This window comes from Streptococcus australis (genome assembly GCF_901543175.1).
In the GTDB taxonomy this organism is placed as follows: domain Bacteria; phylum Bacillota; class Bacilli; order Lactobacillales; family Streptococcaceae; genus Streptococcus; species Streptococcus australis_A.
The window spans coordinates 1,350,719-1,373,952 of the sequence record NZ_LR594040.1; the positions used below are offsets into that span (position 1 = coordinate 1,350,719).

28 protein-coding genes and 1 pseudogene are annotated in these 23,234 nt (G+C 42.0%); 3 read left to right on the forward strand and 26 right to left on the reverse strand.

The window, feature by feature from the left end; translation table 11 throughout:
* The first annotated feature begins 299 nt into the window (after positions 1–299).
* A complete protein-coding gene (locus FGK98_RS06830; protein WP_138100586.1) occupies positions 300–1,484 on the forward strand; it encodes a cation diffusion facilitator family transporter in 1,185 nt (394 codons plus the stop codon).
* 36 nt (positions 1,485–1,520) lie between these two features.
* Here the strand turns inward: FGK98_RS06830 and FGK98_RS06835 are convergent, their stop codons facing one another.
* The 8 genes from FGK98_RS06835 to cdaA all read right to left on the reverse strand — a co-directional run bounded on the left by FGK98_RS06835 (position 1,521) and on the right by cdaA (position 9,827).
* On the reverse strand, positions 1,521–3,392 hold the full coding sequence (locus FGK98_RS06835; protein WP_138100587.1) for an ABC-F family ATP-binding cassette domain-containing protein: 1,872 nt from the start codon (positions 3,390–3,392) through the stop codon (positions 1,521–1,523).
* Positions 3,389–4,588 carry a CCA tRNA nucleotidyltransferase gene (locus tag FGK98_RS06840; RefSeq protein WP_138100588.1) on the reverse strand — a complete coding sequence of 400 codons (1,200 nt, stop codon included), beginning with the start codon at positions 4,586–4,588 and terminating at the stop codon, positions 3,389–3,391. The genes FGK98_RS06835 and FGK98_RS06840 overlap by 4 nt, the downstream gene beginning before the upstream one ends.
* Positions 4,585–5,352, reverse strand: a complete 768-nt coding sequence (dapB, locus tag FGK98_RS06845) for a 4-hydroxy-tetrahydrodipicolinate reductase (RefSeq protein ID WP_138100589.1) — start codon at positions 5,350–5,352, stop codon at positions 4,585–4,587. The genes FGK98_RS06840 and dapB overlap by 4 nt, the downstream gene beginning before the upstream one ends.
* A gap of 151 nt (positions 5,353–5,503) precedes the next feature.
* Positions 5,504–6,352, reverse strand: a complete 849-nt coding sequence (locus FGK98_RS06850) for a DegV family protein (RefSeq protein WP_138100590.1) — start codon at positions 6,350–6,352, stop codon at positions 5,504–5,506.
* Between the two features lie 2 nt (positions 6,353–6,354).
* On the reverse strand, positions 6,355–6,729 hold the full coding sequence (locus FGK98_RS06855; protein WP_001050092.1) for a DUF1149 family protein: 375 nt from the start codon (positions 6,727–6,729) through the stop codon (positions 6,355–6,357).
* Between the two features lie 73 nt (positions 6,730–6,802).
* Entirely contained in the window at positions 6,803–8,155 is a 1,353-nt protein-coding gene (gene glmM / locus FGK98_RS06860; protein ID WP_138100591.1) for a phosphoglucosamine mutase, read from the reverse strand.
* A gap of 30 nt (positions 8,156–8,185) precedes the next feature.
* Positions 8,186–8,983 carry a CdaR family protein gene (locus FGK98_RS06865; protein WP_138100592.1) on the reverse strand — a complete coding sequence of 266 codons (798 nt, stop codon included), beginning with the start codon at positions 8,981–8,983 and terminating at the stop codon, positions 8,186–8,188.
* Entirely contained in the window at positions 8,970–9,827 is an 858-nt protein-coding gene (cdaA, locus tag FGK98_RS06870) for a diadenylate cyclase CdaA (protein WP_138100593.1), read from the reverse strand. Before cdaA ends, FGK98_RS06865 begins: the two co-directional genes overlap by 14 nt.
* A gap of 136 nt (positions 9,828–9,963) precedes the next feature.
* On the opposite strand from cdaA, the gene FGK98_RS06875 reads away from it, so the two are divergent.
* Entirely contained in the window at positions 9,964–10,932 is a 969-nt protein-coding gene (locus FGK98_RS06875) for an NAD(P)/FAD-dependent oxidoreductase (RefSeq protein WP_138100594.1), read from the forward strand.
* A 40-nt stretch (positions 10,933–10,972) separates the two neighbouring features.
* Here FGK98_RS06875 and FGK98_RS06880 read toward each other — a convergent pair whose 3' ends face one another.
* The 17 genes and pseudogenes from FGK98_RS06880 to FGK98_RS06965 all read right to left on the reverse strand — a co-directional run bounded on the left by FGK98_RS06880 (position 10,973) and on the right by FGK98_RS06965 (position 21,936).
* Entirely contained in the window at positions 10,973–11,281 is a 309-nt protein-coding gene (locus tag FGK98_RS06880; protein WP_138100595.1) for a hypothetical protein, read from the reverse strand.
* Positions 11,282–11,286: 5 nt separating this feature from the next.
* The gene (locus FGK98_RS06885; protein WP_138100596.1) at positions 11,287–11,691 is read right to left on the reverse strand and encodes a hypothetical protein; all 405 of its coding nucleotides are present in this window, start codon (positions 11,689–11,691) and stop codon (positions 11,287–11,289) included.
* Positions 11,673–12,917 (reverse strand): Mbeg1-like protein, encoded by a 1,245-nt coding sequence (locus FGK98_RS06890; protein ID WP_138100597.1) that lies wholly within the window; start codon positions 12,915–12,917, stop codon positions 11,673–11,675. Before FGK98_RS06890 ends, FGK98_RS06885 begins: the two co-directional genes overlap by 19 nt.
* Positions 12,914–13,309, reverse strand: coding sequence for a DUF1310 family protein (locus tag FGK98_RS06895; protein ID WP_138100598.1), 396 nt, complete (start codon positions 13,307–13,309; stop codon positions 12,914–12,916). The genes FGK98_RS06890 and FGK98_RS06895 overlap by 4 nt, the downstream gene beginning before the upstream one ends.
* A 47-nt stretch (positions 13,310–13,356) precedes the next feature.
* Entirely contained in the window at positions 13,357–13,578 is a 222-nt protein-coding gene (locus FGK98_RS06900) for a hypothetical protein (protein WP_138100599.1), read from the reverse strand.
* Between the two features lie 4 nt (positions 13,579–13,582).
* Positions 13,583–13,891, reverse strand: a complete 309-nt coding sequence (locus FGK98_RS06905; protein ID WP_138100600.1) for a DUF1310 family protein — start codon at positions 13,889–13,891, stop codon at positions 13,583–13,585.
* A gap of 139 nt (positions 13,892–14,030) precedes the next feature.
* Positions 14,031–14,231, reverse strand: a pseudogene (locus tag FGK98_RS06910) (triacylglycerol lipase); the annotation flags it as partial.
* Positions 14,228–14,623: a DUF1310 family protein gene (locus tag FGK98_RS06915; RefSeq protein WP_138100602.1), complete on the reverse strand. Its 396-nt coding sequence runs from the start codon at positions 14,621–14,623 to the stop codon at positions 14,228–14,230. The pseudogene FGK98_RS06910 and the gene FGK98_RS06915, both read right to left, overlap by 4 nt.
* A 265-nt stretch (positions 14,624–14,888) precedes the next feature.
* Positions 14,889–15,800 carry a DNA-binding protein WhiA gene (gene whiA / locus FGK98_RS06920; RefSeq protein ID WP_138100603.1) on the reverse strand — a complete coding sequence of 304 codons (912 nt, stop codon included), beginning with the start codon at positions 15,798–15,800 and terminating at the stop codon, positions 14,889–14,891.
* Positions 15,797–16,774: a YvcK family protein gene (locus FGK98_RS06925; protein ID WP_001231057.1), complete on the reverse strand. Its 978-nt coding sequence runs from the start codon at positions 16,772–16,774 to the stop codon at positions 15,797–15,799. The genes whiA and FGK98_RS06925 overlap by 4 nt, the downstream gene beginning before the upstream one ends.
* A complete protein-coding gene (rapZ, locus tag FGK98_RS06930) occupies positions 16,771–17,661 on the reverse strand; it encodes an RNase adapter RapZ (RefSeq protein WP_138100604.1) in 891 nt (296 codons plus the stop codon). The genes FGK98_RS06925 and rapZ overlap by 4 nt, the downstream gene beginning before the upstream one ends.
* A gap of 51 nt (positions 17,662–17,712) precedes the next feature.
* Positions 17,713–18,093: a RidA family protein gene (locus tag FGK98_RS06935; RefSeq protein ID WP_001140420.1), complete on the reverse strand. Its 381-nt coding sequence runs from the start codon at positions 18,091–18,093 to the stop codon at positions 17,713–17,715.
* 9 nt (positions 18,094–18,102) lie between these two features.
* On the reverse strand, positions 18,103–18,690 hold the full coding sequence (gene yihA, locus FGK98_RS06940) for a ribosome biogenesis GTP-binding protein YihA/YsxC (protein ID WP_023940271.1): 588 nt from the start codon (positions 18,688–18,690) through the stop codon (positions 18,103–18,105).
* 8 nt (positions 18,691–18,698) lie between these two features.
* The gene (clpX, locus tag FGK98_RS06945) at positions 18,699–19,931 is read right to left on the reverse strand and encodes an ATP-dependent Clp protease ATP-binding subunit ClpX (protein ID WP_002874765.1); all 1,233 of its coding nucleotides are present in this window, start codon (positions 19,929–19,931) and stop codon (positions 18,699–18,701) included.
* 201 nt (positions 19,932–20,132) lie between these two features.
* Positions 20,133–20,639 carry a dihydrofolate reductase gene (locus tag FGK98_RS06955; protein ID WP_138100605.1) on the reverse strand — a complete coding sequence of 169 codons (507 nt, stop codon included), beginning with the start codon at positions 20,637–20,639 and terminating at the stop codon, positions 20,133–20,135.
* A gap of 118 nt (positions 20,640–20,757) precedes the next feature.
* On the reverse strand, positions 20,758–21,432 hold the full coding sequence (gene cmk, locus FGK98_RS06960) for a (d)CMP kinase (protein WP_138100606.1): 675 nt from the start codon (positions 21,430–21,432) through the stop codon (positions 20,758–20,760).
* A gap of 9 nt (positions 21,433–21,441) precedes the next feature.
* Positions 21,442–21,936 carry an SAG1386/EF1546 family surface-associated protein gene (locus FGK98_RS06965; protein WP_138100607.1) on the reverse strand — a complete coding sequence of 165 codons (495 nt, stop codon included), beginning with the start codon at positions 21,934–21,936 and terminating at the stop codon, positions 21,442–21,444.
* Between the two features lie 45 nt (positions 21,937–21,981).
* On the opposite strand from FGK98_RS06965, the gene FGK98_RS06970 reads away from it, so the two are divergent.
* Positions 21,982–22,185, forward strand: a complete 204-nt coding sequence (locus FGK98_RS06970) for a ferredoxin (RefSeq protein WP_004240353.1) — start codon at positions 21,982–21,984, stop codon at positions 22,183–22,185.
* 82 nt (positions 22,186–22,267) lie between these two features.
* On the opposite strand, the gene FGK98_RS06975 is transcribed toward FGK98_RS06970, so the two are convergent.
* Positions 22,268–23,233, reverse strand: a complete 966-nt coding sequence (locus FGK98_RS06975; RefSeq protein ID WP_138100608.1) for a glycosyltransferase family 2 protein — start codon at positions 23,231–23,233, stop codon at positions 22,268–22,270.
* Position 23,234: the final 1 nt, after the last annotated feature.

The window sequence follows — 23,234 nt, forward strand, 5'->3', positions numbered from 1 at the left end:
TCCTTGACTTTGTGTGCAAAACAAGCTCTCTTTTGGTTTTATGACAAACAAAAAGAGACCTGTTAATCATAACAAGTCTCGCTGTTTAAGATAGCGCCGGAAAACATACTTTTCAGTATACAATTCGGAATGACGACACTATCACAGGTTTCTGCCAGCTACTCCCTTGAGTAGTACTATTATATCAAAATTTGAAAAGTTTTCAAGAATTAAAATCCGATGGAACAAGACTAAATTTGAATTTTCCCATGAAAACCAGTATAATGAAAACAGAATCTCAGCACTAGAAAGGAAGTCCGATGAATCAATCCATGTCAAATCTCAAGTTGGCGGAACGTGGTGCCATTATCAGCATTTCGACCTACCTCCTCTTGTCTGCGGCAAAATTAGCGACTGGCCACCTCCTACATTCTTCCAGTTTGGTAGCGGATGGTTTCAATAACGTATCAGATATTATCGGAAATGTTGCTCTTCTGATCGGTATTCGGATGGCTCGCCAGCCCGCAGATCGTGACCATCGTTTCGGTCACTGGAAGATTGAAGATTTGGCTAGTTTGATTACTTCCATCATCATGTTCTACGTTGGCTTTGATGTGCTTCGGGACACCATTCAAAAAATTCTCAGTCGGGAACAGACAGTTATCGACCCACTGGGTGCAACTCTCGGAGTCGTCTCTGCAGCAGTCATGTTCGCCGTTTATCTCTATAATACCCGCCTCAGTAGAAAATCCAAATCCAAGGCCCTCAAGGCTGCCGCCAAGGACAATCTTTCCGATGCTGTCACCTCGCTGGGGACTTCCATCGCCATCCTAGCCAGCAGTTTCAATTATCCAATCGTGGATAAACTGGTCGCTATCATCATCACTTTCTTTATCTTAAAGACAGCCTATGATATCTTTATCGAGTCTTCCTTTAGTCTTTCAGATGGTTTTGACGACCGTCTGCTGGAAGATTATCAGAAGGCTATCATGGAGATTCCAAAGATTAGTAAGGTTAAGTCCCAAAGAGGTCGCACCTACGGTAGCAATATCTACCTTGATATCACGCTGGAGATGAATCCCGACCTATCAGTCTATGAAAGTCACGAAATTGCAGATCAGGTTGAGTCTATGCTAGAAGAACGATTTGGAGTATTTGACACCGATGTCCATATCGAACCTGCTCCTATACCTGAAGACGAAATTTGGGACAATGTTTATAAAAAACTACTCATGCGCGAGCAATTGATTGACCAAGGGAACCAGCTAGAAGAACTCCTTGCTGAGGACTTTCTCTATATCCGTCAAGATGGAGAGCAGATGGATAAAAAGGCCTATCAAGCTGAAAAAGAACTTAAAGCTGCAATTAAGGACATCCAAATCACTTCTATCAGTCAAAAAACCAAACTCATCTGCTATGAGTTAGATGGTATCGTCCACACCAGTATCTGGCGTCGCCACGAAACTTGGCAAAATATCTTTCATCAAGAAACCAAAAAAGAATAGAGAAATCCTGTCATGAGACGGGATTTTTCTATTCTTCTAGCTATCAAACTCACTTAAATATTCATAGCGTTCGTATTTTTCAAGGAGTTCTTCGTTTTTTTCATCGAGCTCTTTCTGAAGTGTCGCAAGTTTACCAAAATCAGAGCCATTTGCCTGCATCTCCTCTTCAATAGCAGCGATACGATTTTCCAAGGCTTCAATATCGCCTTCAATGCTTGCCCACTCCTGCTTTTCTTGATAGGTCATTCGCTTCTTTTCTTCACGGACTTTGACCACTTTCTCTTTTTCGGCCTTTTGAACTTGATTGACCATCTCTGTTTCAAAAGCTTTTTCGTCAAGGTAGTCGGTGTAATGACCAAAGAAAGTTCGGATACTTCCATTCTCAAAGGCCAGAATCTTGGTAGCTACCTTATCCAGGAAATAACGGTCGTGGCTAACTGTTAAAACAGGCCCAGCAAAACCTTGCAAGAAATTCTCTAAAACTGTCAAGGTCGCAATGTCCAGATCATTTGTCGGCTCATCCAAGAGGAGAACATTTGGTTTTTCCAAGAGAAGTTTGAGGAGATAGAGGCGTTTTTTCTCGCCACCAGACAACTTCCCAATCAAGGTTCCATGTGTCGAACGTGGGAAAAGGAACTGCTCCAGCAACTCAGCGATGGAAGTTGTAGAACCACCGCTAGTCTTGACCTCTTCTGCTACTTCCTGGAGGTAGTTGATGACCCGTTTGCTTTCATCCAGCCCTTCGATTTGTTGAGAGAAATAAGCGATACGAACAGTTTCCCCAATCACAACTTGACCTGCTGTCGGCTCAAGACTTCCTGCTATCAGATTAAGAAGAGTTGACTTCCCGACACCGTTGTCCCCAACAATTCCGATACGGTCTTTGGCTTGCACCAAGAGATTAAAATTTTGTAATATCGGCTTATTCTCATAAGCAAAGGAAACATCTTTAAACTCGATAACCTTCTTACCAATACGGCTAGTTTCAAAGTTCATGGTTAAGTCTGTTTCAGCAACGCCACCTGAAACTTCCTTTTTCAAGTCGTGGAAACGATTGATCCGAGCCTGCTGCTTGGTCGCACGCGCTTGCGGTTGTCTGCGCATCCAAGCCAATTCTTGTTTGTAGAGTTGCTCCTTTTTGTGAAGGAGAGCAGCGTCACGCTCATCTTGTTCCGCCTTAAGGCGAACATAGTCCTGATAATTTCCCTGATACTCGGTCAAGCCTGCTCGGTCCAACTCGAAAATCCGTGTTGATAGTGCATCTAGGAAATAGCGATCATGGGTGATAAAGAGAACCGTCTTCTTGGAATTTTTCAAGAAAAGGGTCAACCACTCGATGGTCGCAATGTCCAGATGGTTGGTCGGCTCATCCAGTAGCAAGAGGTCGTGGTTTCCTAGGAGAACTTGCGCCAACTGAACACGTCTTCTCAGACCACCTGACAATTCACCAACTGGAGTCGACAAATCCTGAATCCCCAGCTTGCTGAGAACCGTCTTGACCTGACTTTCGATTTCCCAGGCTTGAAGGGAGTCCATCTCCGCCATAACGCGTTCCAAACGAGCCTGCTTGTCCTCGCTATAGTTGAGCATGAGGAGTTCATACTCACGAATCAACTGGATTTCCTTGAGGTCGCTGGATAGGACCGTATCCAAAACCGTCTTACTGTCGTCAAACTCTGGATCCTGCGTCAAGTAACCAATCTGATAATCATTCTTAGCCAAGAAAGGACTGACATCTCCATCAAAACCTGAAACTCCAGAAAGAACATCTAAAAGGGTGGTCTTACCCGTTCCATTGACACCAATCAGACCGATTCTGTCCAAATCATGGATGATAAAAGAAATATCCTTAAAAACGGTCTTGTCACCGACGGATTTGCTTAGTTTTTCAACAATAAAATCACTCATTTTTTCTCCCTCAGGTAAGTATGGATGGCTTGACGGTCGTTTTCCAACTCTCCATCGACAATGGCAAACTCAATCTCTGTTAAAATCTCTCCCAAGTCTGGCCCAGGCTGGTAGCCGTACTCTTTAATGAGAATACCACCGTTAATCTGGATTTCTTTCTTATCATGAATGGTCAAACTCTGGTAAGTTTCAGTGATGGCTTGTGGATTGACTTCTTTTCCTTGGGCCTGACGAAGACTTTCAGCTTGTAAAAGGGAATCCAAGTCAAAGCGGTAACAATCGCGCTTGCTCAACTCCCCTTCTTCTCGCAGAACCAAAATAGTCAGCAAATCCTGAACCTGCTTGGCAAATTGACGTGAGGTCTTCCATGCTTTCAAAAAGGGCTGTGCATCTCTAATCTCCAAAGCCCACAAGAGGGTCGCCCAGGCTTGCTCAGAAGACTCAAAGGTGAAGTCCGCCTCTAAATCAAACAATTTTTGAAGCTTTTCTCGACTGTCTGCCATATCAGGGAGATAATCATAAGCTTGACTCTCAATCATGGAAGCCAAGCCAACTCGCCAAAAAGGTGCCAGCAAGAGTTTATCAAACTCAACAAAGGTACGTTCCACAGAAATCTTCTCCAAGAGTGGAGTCAAGGATTTCATCGCTTCAAATGTTTCTCGCTCAAGTTCAAAACCAAGACTGGCCTGAAAACGAAAACCACGCATAATACGCAAAGCATCTTCATTGAAACGTTCACTAGCTACTCCAACTGCTCGTAAGACTTGGTTTTCCAGATCTTTGAGACCATCGAACAAATCGATGATTTCTCCTGTTTCGTCCAAGGCAAAGGCATTGACTGTGAAATCACGGCGCTTGAGATCTTCTTCTAGCGAACGTACAAAGGAAACCGCACTGGGTCTGCGATAGTCTACATAGACATCTTCGGTCCGAAAGGTCGTCACCTCATACTCCTCATCCCCATCTAAAACCAAGACGGTTCCGTGCTCAATTCCGATATCGGCTGTGCGGGAGAATATCTGCTTGGTCTCCTCTGGATAGGAAGAGGTCGCAATATCCACATCATGGATAGGACGATGGAGGAGGGCATCTCGAACAGAGCCCCCAACAAAATAGGCTTCAAAGCCTGCTTCTTTAATTTTTTCTAATACTGGTAAAGCCTTCTGAAATTCAGAAGGCATTTGTGTTAATCTCATAATAAGTGTTCTAATCCATAGACAAGCTCATGACGCTTGACAACTTCTTTAATTCCCAAATTCACCCCTGTCATGAAGGAGCTGCGATCATAGGAGTCATGACGAAGGGTCAATCCTTCTCCCTGATTGCCAAAGATGACTTCTTGATGGGCTACCAAGCCTGGTAGACGGACTGAGTGGATGCGCATACCATCAAAATCAGCACCACGAGCACCTGCAATCAATTCTTCCTCATCAGGCGCACCTTGCTGGATTGATTCCCGAACTTCCGCCATCAGCTCAGCCGTTTTAATGGCTGTTCCACTCGGAGCATCTTTTTTCTTGTCGTGATGGAGCTCGATAATCTCCACATTTGGGAAATATTTGACAGCCTGCGCCGCAAATTGCATAAGCAAGACAGCTCCCAAGGCAAAGTTAGGGGCAATCAAGCCACCCAAATCTTGTTCACGGGAAAATGCTTTTAGTTCTGCAATTTCTTCACTAGTAAAGCCTGTTGTTCCAACTACTGGAGCGAAGCCATTTTCAAGAGCAAAGCGTGTATTTTCGTAGGCAACGGCTGGTGTAGTAAAATCTACCCAAACATCCGCTTCAAAACCAGCCAAGTCAGTCTTATCATTGAAGACAGGAATTCCCTGCCATTCTAACTCAGACTCAAAAGGATCCAAAACTGCGACCAAGTCCAAGTCTGGATCAGCCAAGACCATCTGACAGGCAGCTTGGCCCATCTTTCCCTTAAACCCGGCAATAATTACTCGAATACTCATCTCTACTCCTGTCTAAGATACAAAGGACGTTAGCTGCCCATGAAAAATAGGGAATGGCGCTGACTTTCCACGGAAGGCAAGACAGGCATCTTTTTTCAAGAGGCAGGTAGTCCGTGTTCAATTTCTAAGATACAAAGCCTGTAAGAACAATCTAGACGATTGGTGTATAGCTCAAGGCAATACTGCCTTCTCCAAGGTGGGTTCCAATGACACTACCAAAGCTAACAATTGGAATCTCAGAAGTCACACCACTCTCAATCAAGAGTTGGCGCAAATCTGCCGCCTTTTGAGGTGCGTTACCATGAATGACTGTAATACGGTAGTCCCCACCTTTTGTCAACTCTTTGATGATTTCCACCAAACGTTTAGTTGCCTTCTTTTCCGTACGAACTTTTTCATAAACTTCAATCACCCCTTGGTCATTAAAGTAGAGGATAGGCTTGATACTGAGGAGATTCCCTAAGACGGCAGCCCCATTTGACAAACGTCCTCCCTTAACCAAGTGGTCGAGGTCATCTACTATGATAAAGGCTGAGTTATCAGCGATTTGGATAGCCAACTTCTCCTGAATCTGAGCAAAATTATCGCCCTGTTCTGCCCATTTAAAGGTACTCTCCACCATAAATCCTAGAGGGGAGCTTGTGATATGGGTATCTGGAAAGGCAATGGTCAAGCCATCATACTCATCCAACATGTATTGGATGTTCTGATAAAAGCCTGAAATTCCTGACGAAAGAAAGAGTCCCAAGACATGGGTATAGCCTTCATCTTTCAAGGAACTTAGAATCTCATCCAATTTGGCAATACTTGGTTGACTAGTTTTAGGCAATTCTGCAGACTGAGCCATTTTTTGATAAAATTCCTCAGCAGTCAGATTGACACCTTCAACATACTCCTCCCCATCAATATTGACAGGAATATCCAAGATATATAGATTCTCTCTTTGCAGCGTCTTCTCCTCTAAATAGGCTGAAGAATCTGTAATGACAGCTAATTTCATGACTAAAACTCCAAATTGATCCCTGGAAGATCCAAGGCGATTTCTGTTACTTCATACGTCAAACGATTGAGCATGTTCAAACATGGACGTGCCAAGGTTTCGACTTCTTCTTGGTTAAATTCGCTTGGTTCGTTGACAATACGACCTTCCACATGGTTAACTTGAGAAATTGTTCCGCTGATGACGAATTTGTCAAAGACAATCATAAAGCTCAAGATAACGACAAGCGAAGTCACTTGGTTTTCTTGGTCATGTTGGAGCAACTGAAAGTTCACATCTACCTTGGTTTCAGGGGCTCCATTTTCATTTTCCCATTCAAAGTTACGAGCATCAAAGTGATACTGGCTAACAAATTCTTGTTCTCGTTTAAGATTCATTTTTCTCTCCCATTGCTACAATTTACTATGCAATTGTACCACATTTTTATCATTTCATCTAGTTTTCTAGGCTTTAGTCAATTCCGATTTCATCTTTAACAACCGCAGCAATCGTATCTACGTAGTAGTTAACTTCTTCTGTTGTTGGGGCTTCTGCCATGACACGCAAGAGGGGTTCTGTTCCACTTGGGCGGACAAGGATACGACCGTTCCCTGCCATTTCTTCTTCCATCTTTTCGATGATAGTTTTAATGGCTGGTACTTCCATGGCTTTTTCTTTCATGGCATTTTCCACTCGGATATTGACCAGTTTTTGTGGGTAAATCGTCACTTCTGATGCTAGTTGAGACAAGCTCTTGCCTGTTTCTTTCATGATTTTAGTCAATTGAACAGCTGATAATTGACCATCACCAGTTGTATTGTAATCCATCAAGATAACGTGACCTGATTGTTCACCACCAAGATTGTAGCCTGATTTTCTCATTTCTTCAACGACATAGCGGTCACCAACAGCAGTCACTGCCTTGTTAATACCAGCACTCTCCAAGGCCTTATGGAAGCCAAGGTTAGACATAACCGTTGTCACGATGGTGTTTTGAGCTAACTGTCCTTTTTCAGAAAGGTATTTCCCGATGATGTACATGATCTTATCACCATCGACGATGTTGCCATTTTCATCAACAGCAATCAAACGATCACTATCACCATCAAAGGCCAAACCAATAGCTGACTGGCTTTCTTTGACTAGTTCTTGGAGAGCTTCTGGATGAGTTGAACCAACATTTAGGTTGATGTTAAGACCATCTGGAGTCTCACCGATAACAGTCAACTGGGCACCTAGATCAGCGAAAATCTGACGGGCACTTGTAGCTGCTGCACCGTTGGCTGTATCCAAGGCTACTTTCATGCCTTCAAGAGGCGCTCCAGTTGAAACAAGGTAGCCTTCGTACTTACGCAAACCTTCTGGATAGTCCACTAAGGTTCCCAAGCCCTCTGCACTCGGACGAGGAAGAGTGTCTTCAGCAGCGTCCAACAAGGCTTCGATTTCTGCTTCTTTGTCGTCATCAAGTTTGAAGCCATCCCCACCAAAGAACTTAATTCCATTATCAAGGGCTGGGTTGTGACTCGCTGAAATCATGACACCTGCACTAGCTCCCTCTGTTTTTACCAAGTAAGCTACTGCTGGTGTTGCAAGGACACCGAGTTTGTAGACGTGAATTCCTACTGATAGAAGACCTGCCACTAAGGCAGATTCTAACATTTCTCCTGAGATACGTGTATCACGTCCTACAAAGACTTTAGGGGCTTCCGTTTCATGTTGACTAAGAACATATCCACCAAAACGTCCCAGTTTAAAGGCCAACTCTGGCGTTAGTTCTACGTTTGCTTCTCCACGGACTCCATCGGTCCCAAAATATTTACCCATTTTGTTAATCATCCTTTTCTAAAATTTAGTTTATTCTTGTTTAGACGAGTCTGGTTTTGTTTCTGAACTCGTTGAAGACGAACTGCTAGCTGAGGTGCCAGTTGATGAGGTCGTAGACGAAGAACTCGAGCTAGACGATGCTGTCTTGGTTGTAATTTTCATTGTAGTGTCAAATGGCATAATGACGCTTGGCAAAACATTTCCATTTTTATCAACTGCTTGTAGTGGAACAGAAGCCGAGTAGTTACCTGTTATCCGTTCACTCGTCGGTAAGATGGCAATGACACGGTCCACTCTAGAGAGAGTCTCCTCATCGCTAATGACCGTTACTTTTTCATCTGAAACAGTTACTGTGTCGATTTTGACCCGAGAATCAATCTGACTAGGGTCAATCTCCGGCACAACGATTACATTATCTCGTTTTGCTTTTTTACCGACCTTGACTGTTATCTTTTGTGGTGTCGCAACAGCCGTCAAACCGCTAGGCAGATTTTCAATGGTTAGAGGAACTTCGATGGTCCCTACACTGGCATTGGTTAAGTCAGCTTTGACCTTGAATTTCCGAGTGCTTTCCTGCATCTCGCTTGCCAAAGCAACCCTATTTGATCCAGTTAGGAAGACGGTCACTTCAGATGTAAAACCACTGATAAAGTACTGGTCGCTGTCATACTGAATATCGATTGGGACATTAAGGACCGTATTGGTGTAGGTTTCCGTCCGCACCTGTCTGGCACTATTATTATTCTGATAGTTTGTAGAAGTCGCATAGATAAAGAGGATGCAGGCGAAAAAGAAGGAAGAAATAATATAAAGACTATTTTTTCTCATGTTTCAATCCTCCTAGCAAGCGCTCCTTCAGACCGTGTTTTTCCTCTGATGCTGGAAGTAGGATTCTTCTCAATTCAGATTCAAACTCTTCTAAGGTCAAATCGTGCTTAAAGACTCCATTATAGGTGATTGAGATTCCACCTGTTTCCTCAGAAACCACAAAGGTAAGAGCATCCGATACTTCTGACAAACCAATCGCCGCCCTGTGACGTGTCCCAAACTCCTTGGAAATCTCAGTATTTTCAGTCAGGGGTAGGTAGGCTGAAGTTACGGCAATCCGATCTTCCCTGATGATGACTGCACCATCGTGCAAGGGAGTATTGGGAATGAAAATATTGATAAGCAATTCAGCCGAAATTTTAGCATCTAAAGGGATCCCTGTCGAGATGTATTCCTGCAAGGTTCTCACTCGCTGAACCACTACAAGCGCCCCAATCTTACGCGGACTCATGTATTCGACTGATTTGACAAAGGCACGAACCATTTGCTCTTCCGCACTAATAGGGGCATTGGAAAAGAAATCTGTCGCCCGGCCCAATCTCTCCAAACCAGTCCGAATCTCTGGTGAAAAGATAACCACTGCTGCGATGACCCCGTAGGTGATAATCTGATTGATCAACCAGGAAATGGTCGTTAAACCAATCATATTAGAGAGAATCTGGGCTAGAATAAAGACCAAAACTCCCCGAACCAATATCATGATTTTAGTCCCTGCAATCGCTTTGGTAAAATGGTACAAAATATAAGTCACAATCAAAATATCAATCAGATTGATGACTATCGTCCAAGGACTTGAAAACAAACTTGTCCAGTATTGCCAATTGGATAATTGTTGAAAATTCATCCCTGGCCTCCTCCCCGTCAAAACACTTTCCGTACTATTATACCATTTTCTGCTCATTTTTTCCCCATCCTACTTCATTTTAAATTAAGCAAAATTATGATACAATAAACTGACTAGAAAAAACGAAGGAGAAATCATGTCTCAACTCTATGATATTACCATTGTAGGGGGCGGTCCTGTCGGCCTCTTTGCTGCCTTTTACGCTCACCTACGCCAAGCTAAAGTCCAAATCATCGACTCTCTTCCCCAACTCGGTGGGCAGCCTGCCATCCTCTATCCTGAAAAGCAAATCCTTGATGTGCCAGGTTTCCCAAATCTAACTGGAGAGGAATTAACCAATCGTTTGCTTGAGCAGCTAGATGGCTTTGACACACCTGTTCACCTCAACGAAACGGTTCTTGAGATTGAGAAACAAGATGAAGGATTTAGCATCACAACCAACAAGGGAAGTCACCTGACTAAAACCGTCATCATTGCTATGGGGGGTGGTGCCTTTAAACCACGTCCACTCGAATTAGACGATGTTGAGGACTATGAAAATATCCACTACCACGTTTCCAATATCCAGCAATACGCTGATAAGAAAGTGACCATCCTTGGTGGAGGGGACTCAGCAGTTGACTGGGCATTGGCTTTTGAAAAAATTGCCCCAACTACTCTCGTTCACCGTCGAGATAACTTCCGCGCCTTGGAACACAGTGTGCAAGCCCTGCAAGAATCATCTGTGACTATCAAGACACCATTTGTTCCTAGCCAACTCCTTGGAGATGGAAAAACACTCGATAAACTGGAAATTACAAAAGTCAAATCTGATGAAACCGAAACAATTGACTTAGATCACCTCTTTGTCAACTACGGCTTCAAGTCTTCTGTCGGAAATCTTAAAAACTGGGGACTGGAGCTCAACCGACACAAGATTATCGTCAATAGCAAGCAAGAATCCAGCCAAGCGGGTATTTACGCTATCGGAGACTGCTGCTACTATGAAGGTAAAATTGATTTGATCGCGACAGGACTGGGTGAAGCTCCAACCGCCGTCAATAATGCTATCAACTACATCGACCCTGACCAAAAAGTACAACCCAAACACTCAACCAGTTTATAAGAAAAGAACCACGGATCAATGATTCGTGGTTTTAAACTTCCTATATTTGCTCCTCCAACACTTTCTCGTATTCTTTATTTTTGCTATCTATGGTCTCAATAACTTTTGAGGCAAACTTGCCCTTCATAGAGACATCTATTTTTTTATTTACCGCGTTTAGACTTTCTTGGATACTATTAATGGTCAAACGAGTATTTTTCTTAGCTTCTTGCTCGATTTGATTAATTTCATACTTTTTAGCAGGAGCCAATATCTGCCTAACAAATAAACGCTCAATTTCTTTTTCTATTTCACGAAAACTATCATCCACACCAGAGACGAAATCAAATATATAATTAAATAAATCCATCCGCGTTACTCTCTTTTATCTTGTATATGTCTTTGTTTAGCCAGAATTTGAGTTAGTTCTTCATCAAGCTCACGGTATTCACGACTATATTTCTGTTTAGCATTGCTTTCTTCTGTTTCTAGCTGATCAAGTCTTTTTCTATATGCTAAATCCATTTGCTGACTAAAGTCTGTAGCCAGTTGATTCAGCTGATAGTGTAGCATAGAAGTGTCTCCTTCTATCTGACTCAGCATATGACTTGCTACTGTATGCTTTTCCTCAAGCATCCGATGCAAATCATTCAATCTATAATCACTCTCTTCCTTTGCATTCTCTATCTTTTTACGTGAGTGATAATAGTCTTCCTCCAATTCTTCTAATTGCCGTCTCTTTTTCCAAATCTCTTGGTCTATCATGTCAATTTTTTCCATTGTCTAAATTTTTCAGCAAACTCCTTATCTGTTTCTAATTTCTTTTGAATACCTTTCTTGGTCTGAGTTTCTAAATCTATACAGTCTTTTTCCAATTGAGACACCTTATCAACAACTGGATCTAATAGTTTCTCAATAACCCCGATAGTCGTTTCATAGGTAGCTCCTCCTTCAATATATGCATTTTCCATCTCTGATGGACTAAGGATAAAGCCCCAAGGAACTTGTCTACGGGAAGCAAATACTTTTCTTGCATCTTCTACTGCTTCATCTCTTATACTTTTGATGATACTTTTTCCCTCTGTAGACATTAGACTGATGCTCGCTGCTGCAATACCTGCTTGCTCCGAATCTAGGAACAATTGCTCTTCCTTTGTATAACCACCTTCTGATAGTTTCTCCTTGAGTAGTGTATAGTTATCCATCTGGAGTAAATAGTCATTATAAATGACCGTACTGGTGTTTGACAGTATTTTGATCTTCCCATTTTTATCCAGCTGGTAGCCATAAGTCATGTGTTGGTTCACAAAGTCTTCTTTTGTACTATCCACATAATAAACCAAGCCAACCGATCCGATACTTCCCTTAACCATATCCCTACCAACCATACTGATAGGATCATCTGGGTCAGCATAGTTATGGATCCTCGTCTTAATAGAGTCTACAACTTTCCTTTGTTCAGGGCTTAGTATCCTATAGATATCTGGGCCGTTATAGATATAAGCCTTTTGGATACGTTTGACTTGATCTGCCTGTAGGGCAGCCATAGAATACTGAGCATCCATAGAACCTAGTGAATGTCCATAGACATTAATCTTGGCATTGGGATATTTTCCCATGATGTCTTTTAATGCTCTTGCAGAAGCCTTTAGCTGTTCGGTAGACTTGTCTTGATAGCTAAGATCTTTTTGCAACATAATTCTCTTGGCTATAACTGCATCGTTTTCTGCCCAGTCATTCCAGAAATCCGCTGTTTCTTCCCAAAAATGATCTGGACCCGTAGAACCACGAAAGAGAACCGTTACTTCCTGTACCTTATCAGCTTTTTCATTGGGATTTTTTACAACCGCATAAACCTGCTCGCCCGCTCCTGTAGTATTGTTGTAGACTTGAGTGACAGTGCCAACACTTTGATCATATTGATCCTTAACCTCACGATTAATTGAGTTATCGTTATATTCAGTCATTGCAATCTGAAGATTTGAATCATTGACATACTTTCTCATTTTTTAGATTCCTTTAACATAGATGATAATTTAGGTGATACAGTATATCCATAAGATTCATAATTACCTGAATTATCTTTTATTAAGCCAAAGTGAAAATCTAATTCCTTATCTTTATTAAAGTATATCCTTACCATTAGCCCTCCCATTGGATTATACTCTAAAGTTTCTGTATCAATATCATATGATTTAATGACTCCATCTTTTGTTAATGCTTTTGGATCATTTGCCCTCATATGATTTTCATAAACCTTTTTCGCCTCATCGCTTGTTGCGATTGCAATCATTTCTTGTTTCTTTTGGTACTGGTGCATGCTACATCCTCCTACTGCAATTCCAATTACTACTAAAATACTGAATAAAATAATCATACTTTTTTTAGGTTTTTTCATGGTGCCTCCTTTATGCTATCCTATCAATAAATTAGAAATGAACTTACTCATAGTATAGCATAACTTTCCTGTACCTTATCAGCTTTTTCATCAGGATTTTTTACAACTGCATAAACCTGCTCGCCTGCCCCAGTAGTATTGTTGTAGACTTGGGTGACAGTGCCAAGAATGTCATTGTTAGGAGTTCTAGCAATATTATCCAACTTTAAATTTCTATATTCTGTCATAGCTATCTGAAGTTGTTTATCATTGACATATTCTTTTTCCATAACTCTATTCTCCAAGAAGTTTTGCTAATTTCCCTGAGTATATATAACCACTAGATTTTAAAATACCTTCATTATCTTCAATGATCCCAAATTGAAATTCCAAATCTTTATCATGATTCACATAAACTGTAACCTCCATTCCTCCCATGGGATTGTAATATAGGCTTTCATTATCAATTTCATATGATTTAATAACACCATCGTCAGTTAAGGCATTTTGATCCAATGCTTTCATATGGCTTTCATATATTTTCTTCGCCTCATCACTTGTCGCGATGGCAATCATTTCTTGTTTCTTTTGATATTGGTGCATGCTACATCCTCCTACTGCTATTCCAATGACTGAATACTGAATAAAATAATCATACTTTTTTTAGATGTTTTCATGGCGCCTCCTTTATGTTATCCTATCAATAAATTAGAAATGAACTTACTCATAGTATAGCATAACTTTCCTGTACCTTATCAGCTTCTTCATCAGGATTTTTTACAACTGCATAAACCTGCTCCCCTGCTCCTGTAGTATTGTTGTAGACTTGGGTAACAGTGCCAACACTTCGATCATATTGATCCTTAACCTCACGATTAATTGAGTTATCGTTATATTCAGTCATTGCAATCTGAAGATTTGAATCATCGACATACTTTCTCATTTTTTAGATTCCTTTAACATAGATGATAATTTTGGTGATACAGTATATCCATAAGATTCATAATTACCTGAATTATCTTTTATTAAGCCAAAGTGAAAATCTAATTCCTTATCTTTATTAAAGTATATCCTTACCATTAGCCCTCCCATTGGATTATACTCTAAAGTTTCTGTATCAATATCATATGATTTAATGATTCCATCTTTTGTTAATGCTTTAGGATCATTTGCCTTCATATGATTTTCATAAACCTTTTTCGCCTCATCGCTTGTTGCGATGGCAATCATTTTTTGTTTCTTTTGATATTGGTGCATGCTACATCCTCCTACTGCAATTCCAATTACTACTAAAATACTGAATAAAATAATCATACTTTTTTTAGGTTTTTTCATGGTGCCTCCTTTACTCTACAGTATAATTCATCTATAGTATACCATAGATTATGGAGTAGGTTTCCTTTAAAATATTTCTCACATATTTAATAACTTCAAGAAAAGATAGTCTGGGACAAAAAGATTTTGATTTTAGGAATTCTTTATTATAAATTTTTAAAATCAATAGATTAGACAAAAAAGCGAACAAGACAGAATTCTGAGTGTCAGATAACTGATTTTGTTCGCTTTTTATATTTAAGGTTAGACTTTTGTCCCAGACTCTTTATAATTCATCCGCAATCTTGTTTATTTTTCTCAGTCTGTGGTTGACACCACTTTTGGTCAGGGGATTGCTCAAGCTATCTGCCAACTGCTGGATAGAATAATCTGGGTGCTGAATCCGCAGACGAGCCACCTCCTGCAAATCTATTGGTAAATTTTCCAAGCCCATTCTATCTTTGATTTTACTGATATTATTGATAGTCTTCATGCTGGCCGACACCGTTCGAGCGATATTGGCTGTTTCAGCGTTATTGGCTCGATTGAGATCATTACGAGTTTCACGCAAAATCTTGACTCGCTCAAAGTTATCACGCGCCTGCATGGCACCAATCACAATCAAGAAATCCATGATGTCCTCTGCACGCTGGAGATAAGTAACTGCACCTTTCTTTCGCTCAATAACCTTGGCATCCAGTAAAAATTGCTGGAGGAGAGAGGCCAGTCCTTGGGCATGGTCCAGATAAACGGAACTAATCTCCAACTGGTACTTGCCAGACTCAGGATCTCGGATGCTACCATTTGCCAGAAAGGCCCCACATAAGTAGGAACGACCAGCTTCTTCATCTGCTAAAATATTGGGATCAATACCTGTCTCCAAACCAAAGAAGGAATCCGCAAGCCGCAAATCAGCTAAAAGCTCCTGCACTCTCTCATCGGTATAGACCGTATAGACACGATTCTTACGAAGATTGCTTCTCTGATGGTGTCGAATCTCTGACTTGATATCATAAAAATGGAGAAAGGACTCATAGAGGTGCCGAGCCAACTTGGCATTTTCAGTCACGACAGACAAGGTCAGGCCAGAAGTCGAGAGACCAATACTGCCAGACATCTTGATGATGGCAGACAATTCATGACGACTGAGATGATGTTGACCAAGAATTTCCTCTTTTACTGCAACTGTAAAACTCATTTTCTCACCTGTATGATGCGCATCAATTCATCCACAATCAAATCACCATCGTGGAAGGCTCCTCCATTTTCCAAACGAAGGAAGTTGGATGAAATCACACGAGGGACCTGTTTGCAAAGACCAGCAAAGTCATGCTCCACCTGAACCAAATATTCATCAAAACGGTTGGTATTCATGTATTCTCTAGGAACCTTCTCGATATTGACCAAGACCGTATCAATAAAAGGCCGACCTAGATGTCGATGGAGAACTTCCACGTGGTCGCTGTCTGAAAAGTGCTCTGTTTCCCCACGCTGGGTCATGATATTGCAGACATAGGCAATCTCCGCCTTGGTCTCCAAGAGAGCCTGCCCAATCTCCTCAATGACAATATTTGGCAAAATCGATGTAAAGAGGGAACCAGGCCCCAAGACGATCATGTCACTCTCGAGAATGGTATTGACTACTCGACGGCTGGCTTGGGGTGTTTCATCATCCAAGGTATTGGTCACATAGACATGGTCAATCATGCCTGGATGATCAGCAATGTGGCTCTCACCTGCCACCTCAGAACCGTCTTTAAAGACTGCATGCAGTGTCAAAGGATGATCGCTTGAGGGGTAGATCTTTCCTGTTGTGTGAAAGAATTTACTGAGTAATTGCATAGCATTGTAGGTAGATCCTTGCATTTCAGAAAGCCCTGCTATGATGATATTTCCTAGCGGATGACCCGCAAAAGCTCCAGCCTCTTCTGAAAATCGGTACTGAAAAACCTTCTCATAAAACTTAGGCATATCCGACATGGCTACCAGAACATTACGAAGATCTCCAGGCGGTGTCAGCTGTTGAATATTCTTTCTTAGCTCACCAGAAGAACCACCATCATCAGCTACCGTTACGATGGCTGCGATGTCAACATCCTTTTCCCGCAAACTTTTTAAAATGACGGGGATACCAGTCCCTCCACCAATCACCGTTATTTTTGGTTTTCTCATGAACGGTTTACCGTTTCCTTTCTTCTGTCTTTGTCACGATGGCTTTCATTGACAGGCCAGTTTTTAGCAAGGTCCTCAGCTATGCGCTTGGCAAAGGCGACACTACGGTGCTGGCCACCTGTACATCCTACTGCAATAGTTAAAACGGACTTGCCTTCTTTTTTGTAACTTGGCAAGATCGGCTCAATCAAGGCTAGCAAGTGCTGATAGAAACTTTCAGACTCTTCATGATTCATCACATAGTTGTAGACAGGCTCATCCAGCCCCGTTTGATTACGCAGCTCTGGTAGGTAATAGGGATTTGGCAAGAAACGGACATCAAAGACCAAGTCTGCATCAATAGGGATACCATACTTAAATCCAAAAGACATGACCTCGATACGGAAAGACTGGGCCTGTTCTTGGTCTGAAAATTGCTCAGCAATGGTTTTACGAAGTTCACGCGGAGTGAGTTCTGTCGTATCCACCACGTTTTGACTCATGTTTTTCAAAGGTGCCAAGAGTTCACGTTCTAGCTTGATGCCATCTAAAATCCGACCATCCGCTGCTAGAGGGTGACTCCGTCTGGTTTCCTTGTAACGAGCGACCAATTCCTTATCTTTTGCATCCAAAAAGAGAATTTTGAAATCCAATTCATCCTGGTTTTCCAATTCATCCAAAACAGCCTGAATCTCCGAGAAGAAGGAACGACTACGCATATCCACTACCAAGGCCAGTTTGTGATCATCATCCTTGGTCTCAACCAACTGTAAAAACTTTGGCAAGAGGGCTGGTGGCATATTGTCAATGGTGAAATATCCCAAATCCTCGAAAGACTGAATGGCTACCGTTTTCCCTGCACCACTCATCCCTGTTACAATCACAAGGTGAAGTTGTTTTTTTGTCATCTATCTCTCCTTATATCAAAAAAAGTTTGGCAGAGCCAAACTTCAACTAGCTTATCCAATCTCTGCGATCACTTCAATTTCGACTTTTACATCACGAGGAAGACGTGCAACTTCCACAGCTGAACGAGCTGGAAATTCCTCTTTAAAGGCCGTTTGGTAAACCTCGTTAAAAGGAACAAAGTCATTCATATCGCTCAAGAAGCAAGTTGTTTTGACAACATGGTCAAAGTCTGTTCCTGCTTCAGCCAAAATAGCACCGATATTTTTTAAAACTTGTTCTGTCTGTTCTTGGATCGTTTCTCCAACTATTTCCCCAGTTTCAGGTGAAAGAGGAACTTGACCGCTAGCAAACAAAAGATTGCCAACGATTTTCCCTTGAACATAAGGTCCGATAGCCTTTGGAGCTTTGTCTGTATGAATTGTTTTTGCCATTTCTTTCCCTCACAATTTTTCTAATATTGCATTCCAAGCTTCATCCATCCCTGCCTTGCTGACAGATGAAAAGAGGATGAAGTCGTCACTTGGGTCAAAGTTTAATTTCTTTTTGATTGCTGATTCATGCTTGTTCCACTTACCACGAGGAATCTTGTCCGCCTTGGTCGCAACGATGATAACCGGAATCTCATAATACTTGAGAAATTCGTACATCTGCACATCATCTGCTGACGGGTCGTGACGGAGATCCACCAGACTGACCACTGCACGGAGATTTTCACGAGTTGTGAGGTACTCCTCAATCATGCGCCCCCACTTTTCACGTTCCTTTTTGGAAACGCGAGCGTAGCCATACCCAGGCACATCCACAAAGCGCATCTTGTCATCGATGTTAAAAAAGTTAAGGAGCTGGGTTTTCCCAGGTTTCCCTGATGTACGAGCTAGATTCTTGCGGTTCAACATGGTGTTAATAAAGCTAGACTTGCCAACATTTGAACGCCCTGCTAGGGCAATCTCTGGCAGTTCATCCTGCGGATAGTGGGATTTATTGGCCGCACTGAGCAAGATTTCAGCATTGTGTGTATTGATTTCCATAGTCACCTCTAGGCTGTTTCTAGAATGGGTTTTTCCGTTCCATCAACAGCTTCTTTTGTGATGCGAACCAATTTCACATTTTCTTGACTTGGCACTTCAAACATAACGTCTAGCATGGTTTCTTCGATGATTGATCGAAGACCACGCGCACCCGTTTTGCGTTCGATAGCCTTATTGGCGATTTCTTGTAAGGCTTCGTCGTCAAATTCCAACTCAACATCATCATAAGAAAGCAAGGTTTGGTATTGTTTCACCAAGGCATTTCTTGGTTCCTTCAAGATGCGAACCAAGTCATCGACTGTCAATTGCTCAAGAGCAGCAAAGACAGGCAAGCGTCCAATCAACTCAGGGATAATACCGAATTTTTGAATATCTTCTGCGATGATTTCTTGCATGTAGGAGCTGTTTTCATCAATCGCTTTATTATTTTGGCCGAAACCAATAACTTTTTCACCCAAACGTTGTTTAACGATTTCTTCGATGCCATCAAAAGCACCACCCACGATAAAGAGGATATTTTTAGTATCCACTTGAATCATCTCTTGTTGCGGATGTTTGCGTCCACCTTGAGGCGGCACGCTAGCGACAGTTCCCTCGATAATCTTGAGAAGGGCTTGTTGCACTCCTTCACCCGAAACGTCACGTGTGATAGACACATTCTCGCTCTTCTTGGCAATCTTGTCTATTTCATCAACGTAGATAATCCCACGTTCTGCACGTTCGATGTTAAAGTCAGCAGCCTGCAAGAGTTTGAGGAGGATATTTTCCACGTCCTCACCCACATATCCAGCCTCAGTCAGAGCTGTTGCATCTGCAATGGCAAAAGGCACGTTCAAGCTCTTAGCCAAGGTCTGGGCCAAGAAAGTTTTCCCAGAACCAGTCGGGCCAATCATCAAGATGTTTGACTTTTGCAAATCCACATCTTCTGACTCTTCACGCGTATCATGGAAATTGATGCGTTTGTAGTGGTTGTAAACTGCCACTGCCAAGGCACGTTTGGCACGATCTTGACCAATCACATAGTGGTTCAAGATATTGAGGAGCTCGATTGGTTTTGGTACTTCGGACAAGTCTGCCAAGACTTCCTCGGCCAACTCCTCCCGAATGATCTCCTGGGCCAATTCCACACATTCATTACAGATAAAGGCATTGTTCCCAGCGATTATTTTCTTTACTTCTTCTTGGCTTTTGCCACAAAATGAGCAATAAACCATCATATCATTTTTCCTATTTGTAGGCATGATTTCCTTCCATTCTAATTTATCATTCTATCTAAAATAAGGTCATATAAAAAGCGTGGACACTGTTCACCAGATTGGTAAAAGCATTCAACCAGAGTAAGGCAGACAGTCCATAGCGCTTCTTACGAAAAGCCTGTGCTCCAGTCAAAATACAGATCACACACAAAAAAGCTGTAAAAAATCCAAATATACTGCGCTCCATTAGACTTCCTTTCTCTTTCGGTATTGGATGGTAAAATCATAGTCGTTTTTCTCATCTCGGGTATAAGATTTGCTTGCTACTGTCTCAAATCGAGACAAGTCAAAATCCTCAGGGAAATAGGTATCTCCCTCCACCTGAGCATGAATCTGTGTCACGATGATTTCATCTAAATAGGGCTCAAAAGCCTGAAAAATCTGTTTTCCACCAATGATATAGAGATTTTTTTCCTGACTCTGATACCACGCTAAAACAGACTCCACATCTTGAAACACAAGCGCTCCATCCACGACTTCGTCACTGTTTCGTGTCAAAATCAAGGTTTGGCGTTTGGGAAGCAGACGACGCCCCATTCCATCAAAAGTCACTCGTCCCATCAAGATGGCGTGATTCAAAGTTGTTTCCTTAAAATGTTGTAATTCTGCTGGCAAATGCCAAGGAAGACGGTCTTCTTTGCCAATCACACCTTTTTCATCTTGGGCCCAAATGGCTACGATTTTCTTTGTCATGCTTCCATCCTTTTCATTGATACTACTATTTTATCAAAAATCTCCCAAAAAGACTGTTTTCAAATGCTCCCCAAAGAGAGAAAAGAAGCAGGCTAGCCTTAGCCTGCTTCACCTGTCACTAGGACATGCGTTTTTTTGCTTCTGATTCAATTTTTTCGACCACTTCTTGGATACTTAATCCAGTTGTGTCAAGGTAAACTGCATCCTCAGCCTGTTTAAGAGGCGAGGTTTCGCGATGACTATCTTTGTAATCACGTGCCGCAATCTCTTCTTTCAGAGTTTCCAAGTCAGTCTCAATCCCTTTAGCAATATTTTCCTTGTAACGTCGTTCTGCTCTTTCTTCAACAGAAGCCACTAGGAAAATCTTGAGTTCAGCTTGTGGTAAAACAACTGTCCCGATATCACGCCCATCCATGACGATACCACCTTGCTGGGCAATCTCCTGTTGGAGAGAAACCAGTTTCTCACGTACTTCAGGAATAGCAGCAATGCTTGAAACCTTGTTGGTCACTTCATTTTCACGAATCGGATGAGTAATATCAACATCCCCTACAAAAACAAGTTGTTCGCCTGCCTCCGAACGTCCAAAACTAATAGGGTGTTGGTTAAGAAGCTCAAGAAGTTGGTCTACATTTCCTGCATTCAACTGGTGCTTGAGTGCTATATAAGTTGCAGCACGGTACATAGCGCCTGTATCAAGATAAGTGTAGCCAAAATCCTTGGCAACAATCTTTGCGACCGTACTCTTACCACTAGAAGCAGGACCATCAATAGCAATTTGAATTATCTTCATTTCCGACTCCTATCTAGTCTTGATGACATCACCAGGGTTGGCAAACCAAGTTCCTGATGACATATGAGAAGGATTTAGAGCTTCTAGCTGGGCAATGGAAATCCCTGCACGCTGAGCGAGAGCTGCTTCTCCTTCTCCAGGCTGAACAGTAAGCGTTCCTTCTCCATCTATGTGTTCTTCAGAACTACTTTCTGAAGGAGTTGATTCTTTCGTTTCTTGAGCTTTACTAGTAGAGGAAGAAGACTCTTCCACTTTAGAGGTTGACGATGGAGCTGAAGAATCATAAAAATCCTTCAAAGCTGCCGTGCGGTTACTTCCCCCAGTAGAAAGGTAAATCAATACGACAACCATCGCTACAACGATTACAAAGAAGAGGCTAGCTAGAATGGTCAAGACACGATTGGCAACAACGCCTTTTCCCTTTTGTTTACGGTGACGACGTTCCGATCTTGATTCTTCCTCATTGTTTTCATAAATATCTTCTTGCCATGGTTCTTTTTCCATACCTTACTCCTTGTATTTTTTAAACTTTCTTATTACAATATAAATATGAAACTCACACTTATACCTGAACGATGCATCGCCTGTGGGCTTTGCCAAACCTATTCTGAACTCTTTGATTATCACGATAATGGAATCGTTCGCTTTTATGATGATCCAGTTGAATTACAAAGAGAAATCACTGAGACCAGCGATGTTCTGGAGGCCATCAAAAATTGTCCTACACGTGCACTTCTAAAAGATCGGTCATAGTTTAAAAGGGAGATTGATATTGTAGATTCTTTTTATCACTTTAATCCCTTCATCTACTAGTTTAGCATATTTCTAGGTAAAATTATAGTCTTTTCCGGCTATTTTTTCCTTCAATAATAGAAAGATCACTTTTTTTTTTGACCAGATAGAGTGGTCTTTTTTTGGTCTCTAGATAAATCTTACTGATATACTTGCCTAGAATCCCAATGGTCAGGAGTTGAATCCCTCCAAGAAAGAGAATGACAGCCATCAGAGAGGTCCAGCCAGATGTCGGATTTCCCAAGATAAGGGTCCGAAACACCACAAAAACAGTCATCACAAAAGAAATAAAACAAGATAGGAGTCCCGCTACAAAGGCTATACTCAAGGGAAAATCTGAAAAGTTGAGAATCCCTTCAATCGAGTAGAAAAAGAGCTGCCTAAAACTCCAACTGGTCTTGCCAGCCTGTCGTTCAACGTTTGGATAATCAAGATAGTGCGTTCGAAAACCAACCCAAGCAAAGAGGCCCTTAGAAAAACGATTGGACTCTGTCAAGGCTAAAATAGCATCCACCACAGACCTTCTCATCATCCGAAAATCACGGACACCCGAGGGCAGAGCTACGGGGCTGATCTTTTGCATGAGACGGTAAAAGAGATTGGCACAGAAGCTACGAAGGAAGGGTTCTCCCTCCCGACTGGTTCTCCGTGTCCCAACACAATCTAAGTCTGCATTCTGGTCTAGTAAGGCTTTCATTTCGAGCAACATACTAGGAGGATCCTGGAGGTCTGCATCCATCACGACCACCAGGTCTCCAGTTGCATGCTGCAAGCCTGCATACAGAGCTGCTTCTTTCCCAAAATTTCGCGAGAAAGAAATATAATGTATCGCAGGATTTTGCATCCGATAGGCCTTCAAAAGCTCTAAGGTCCCATCGTTTGAGCCATCGTCTACAAAGACATATTCGACTTCTGCTCCCAAGTCAGGAAGCAGAGCTTCCACAGACTGATAAAAAAGAGGAAGTACTTCCTCTTCGTTTAAACATGGGACAATGATTGAAATCATCATC